The sequence below is a fragment of the Paenibacillus peoriae KCTC 3763 genome, assembly GCF_000236805.1.
Lineage (GTDB): Bacteria > Bacillota > Bacilli > Paenibacillales > Paenibacillaceae > Paenibacillus > Paenibacillus peoriae.
This window is the reverse complement of sequence record NZ_AGFX01000032.1, coordinates 1-2,866: the sequence shown is the minus strand read 5'-3', so window position 1 is coordinate 2,866 and position 2,866 is coordinate 1. Positions and strand designations below refer to the sequence as shown.

1 rRNA gene is annotated in these 2,866 nt (G+C 54.1%); it reads left to right on the top strand.

The annotated features are described in order from the left end of the window. Positions 1 to 2,866: ribosomal RNA gene (locus tag KQI_RS0118080) — 23S ribosomal RNA — on the top strand; the annotation flags it as partial.

The window sequence follows — 2,866 nt, the reverse complement described above, 5'->3', positions numbered from 1 at the left end:
GCCGACGAAGGACGTGGCGAACAACGATAAAGCCTCGGGGAGCTGTAAGCAAGCTTTGATCCGGGGATGTCCGAATGGGGAAACCCGGCTGTCTTCATCGACAGTCACTACTTACTGAATTCATAGGTGAGTGAGAGGCAGACCAGGGGAACTGAAACATCTAAGTACCCTGAGGAAGAGAAAACAATAGTGATTCCGTCAGTAGCGGCGAGCGAACGCGGATTAGCCCAAACCAGGGAGCTTGCTCCCTGGGGTTGTGGGACGTCTCACATGGAGTTACAAAGGAACCGGTTAGATGAAGAGGTCTGGAAAGGCCCGCCAGAGAAGGTAAAAGCCCTGTAGTTCAAAACCCGTTCCCTCCGAGACGGATCCCGAGTAGTGCGGGGCACGTGAAACCCCGTATGAATCCGGCAGGACCATCTGCCAAGGCTAAATACTCCCTGGCGACCGATAGTGAAGCAGTACCGTGAGGGAAAGGTGAAAAGCACCCCGGAAGGGGAGTGAAATAGATCCTGAAACCGTGTGCTTACAAGAAGTCAGAGCCCGATCTATGGGTGATGGCGTGCCTTTTGTAGAATGAACCGGCGAGTTACGTTCCCGTGCAAGGTTAAGGTGAAGAGCTGAAGCCGCAGCGAAAGCGAGTCTGAATAGGGCGAATGAGTACGTGGACGTAGACCCGAAACCGGGTGATCTACCCCTGTCCAGGGTGAAGGTGCGGTAACACGCACTGGAGGCCCGAACCCACGCATGTTGAAAAATGCGGGGATGAGGTGGGGGTAGCGGAGAAATTCCAATCGAACCCGGAGATAGCTGGTTCTCCCCGAAATAGCTTTAGGGCTAGCCTCGGAAAAAGAGTCGTGGAGGTAGAGCACTGATTGGGTGCGGGGCCCGCAAGGGTTACCAAGCTCAGTCAAACTCCGAATGCCATAGACTTGTTTTCCGGGAGTCAGACAGTGAGTGCTAAGATCCATTGTCAAAAGGGAAACAGCCCAGACCATCAGCTAAGGTCCCCAAGTGTGTGTTAAGTGGGAAAGGATGTGGAGTTGCACAGACAACCAGGATGTTGGCTTAGAAGCAGCCACCATTGAAAGAGTGCGTAATAGCTCACTGGTCGAGTGACTCTGCGCCGAAAATGTAACGGGGCTAAACACACCACCGAAGCTATGGCTTGATGCTTGCATCAGGGGTAGGGGAGCGTTGAATGCGGGTTGAAGGTGTACCGGAAGGAGCGCTGGACTGCATTCAAGTGAGAATGCCGGTATGAGTAACGAAAAGATCTGTGAGAATCAGATCCGCCGAAAGCCTAAGGGTTCCTGAGGAAGGTTCGTCCGCTCAGGGTAAGTCGGGACCTAAGGCGAGGCCGATAGGCGTAGTCGAAGGACAACAGGTAGAAATTCCTGTACCACCGTAATCCGTTATGAGCGATGGGGTGACGCAGTAGGGTAGTGACGCGGACTGATGGATGTCCGTCTAAGCAGTGAGGCTGGTGTGTAGGCAAATCCGCACATCGTAAGGCTGGGCTGTGATGGGGAGCGAAAATTGCAGTAGCGAAGGTCATGATCTCAGACTGCCAAGAAAAGCCTCTAGCCAGGAGAAGGTGCCCGTACCGCAAACCGACACAGGTAGGCGAGAAGAGAATTCTAAGGCGCGCGGAAGAACTCTCGTTAAGGAACTCGGCAAAATGACCCCGTAACTTCGGGAGAAGGGGTGCCTCGGTAGGGTGAATAGCCCGAGGGGGCCGCAGTGAAAAGGCCCAAGCGACTGTTTAGCAAAAACACAGGTCTGTGCGAAGCCGCAAGGCGAAGTATACGGGCTGACGCCTGCCCGGTGCTGGAAGGTTAAGGGGAGTGGTAAGCCTTCGGGCGAAGCTATGAACCGAAGCCCCAGTAAACGGCGGCCGTAACTATAACGGTCCTAAGGTAGCGAAATTCCTTGTCAGGTAAATTCTGACCCGCACGAATGGCGTAACGACTTGGGCGCTGTCTCAACGAGAGATCCGGTGAAATTTTAATACCTGTGAAGATGCAGGTTACCCGCGACAAGACGGAAAGACCCCATGGAGCTTTACTGCAGCTTGATATTGAATTTGGGTACGATCTGTACAGGATAGGTGGGAGCCGTAGAGCCTTGAGCGCCAGCTTGAGGGGAGGCATCCTTGGGATACCACCCTGATCGTATCTAGGTTCTAACTTGGTACCGTAAGCCGGTACGAGGACAGTGTCAGGTGGGCAGTTTGACTGGGGCGGTCGCCTCCTAAAGAGTAACGGAGGCGCCCCAAGGTTCCCTCAGAATGGTTGGAAATCATTCGAAGAGTGCAAAGGCAGAAGGGAGCTTGACTGCGAGACCTACAAGTCGAGCAGGGACGAAAGTCGGGCTTAGTGATCCGGTGGTACCGCATGGAAGGGCCATCGCTCAACGGATAAAAGCTACCCTGGGGATAACAGGCTTATCTCCCCCAAGAGTCCACATCGACGGGGAGGTTTGGCACCTCGATGTCGGCTCATCGCATCCTGGGGCTGAAGTAGGTCCCAAGGGTTGGGCTGTTCGCCCATTAAAGCGGTACGCGAGCTGGGTTCAGAACGTCGTGAGACAGTTCGGTCCCTATCTGTCGTGGGCGTAGGAAATTTGAGAGGAGCTGTCCTTAGTACGAGAGGACCGGGATGGACGTACCGCTGGTGTACCAGTTGTTTCGCCAGAAGCACAGCTGGGTAGCTATGTACGGAAGGGATAAGCGCTGAAAGCATCTAAGCGTGAAGCCCCCCTCAAGATGAGATTTCCCAGTAAAGTAAGACCCCTTGAAGACGACGAGGTAGATAGGTTGGGGGTGGAAGTGCAGTAATGCATGGAGCTGACCAATACTAATCGG